General features: G+C 57.1%; 1 protein-coding gene. It reads left to right on the top strand.

Going from position 1 to position 275, the window contains the following annotated elements; genetic code table 11:
• On the top strand, positions 1–262 hold a 262-nt coding region (locus A3709_RS20980), incomplete at its 5' end, for a reverse transcriptase domain-containing protein (protein WP_255359775.1).
• Positions 263–275 lie beyond the last annotated feature (13 nt).

The following is a 275-nucleotide window of genomic DNA, read 5'->3' as shown; positions in this document are numbered from 1 at the left end:
GGCCCTCTATCTCAAGCCATTGGATGATGTGATGGACCGCGCTGGCATTGCCTATGTGCGTTATATGGATGACTGGGTCATCATGACGCCTCGCCGTCACCAACTCAGGCGGGGTATTCGCCTGATCCAGCAGACCTTGCAGCAGCTCAAACTCAACACCCATCCAGACAAAACCTGGGTGGGCAAGATAGACCGGGGCTTTACGTTTCTGGGCTACCACCACACCCGTGCTGGCGTGACGCCAGCACGGGTGTGGTGGTAGCCCAGAAACGTAA

The organism is Halioglobus sp. HI00S01, from assembly GCF_001635445.1.
In the GTDB taxonomy this organism is placed as follows: domain Bacteria; phylum Pseudomonadota; class Gammaproteobacteria; order Pseudomonadales; family Halieaceae; genus Halioglobus; species Halioglobus japonicus.
The sequence above is the reverse complement of the archived record's forward strand: the minus strand, read 5'-3'. Positions and strand labels throughout refer to the sequence as shown.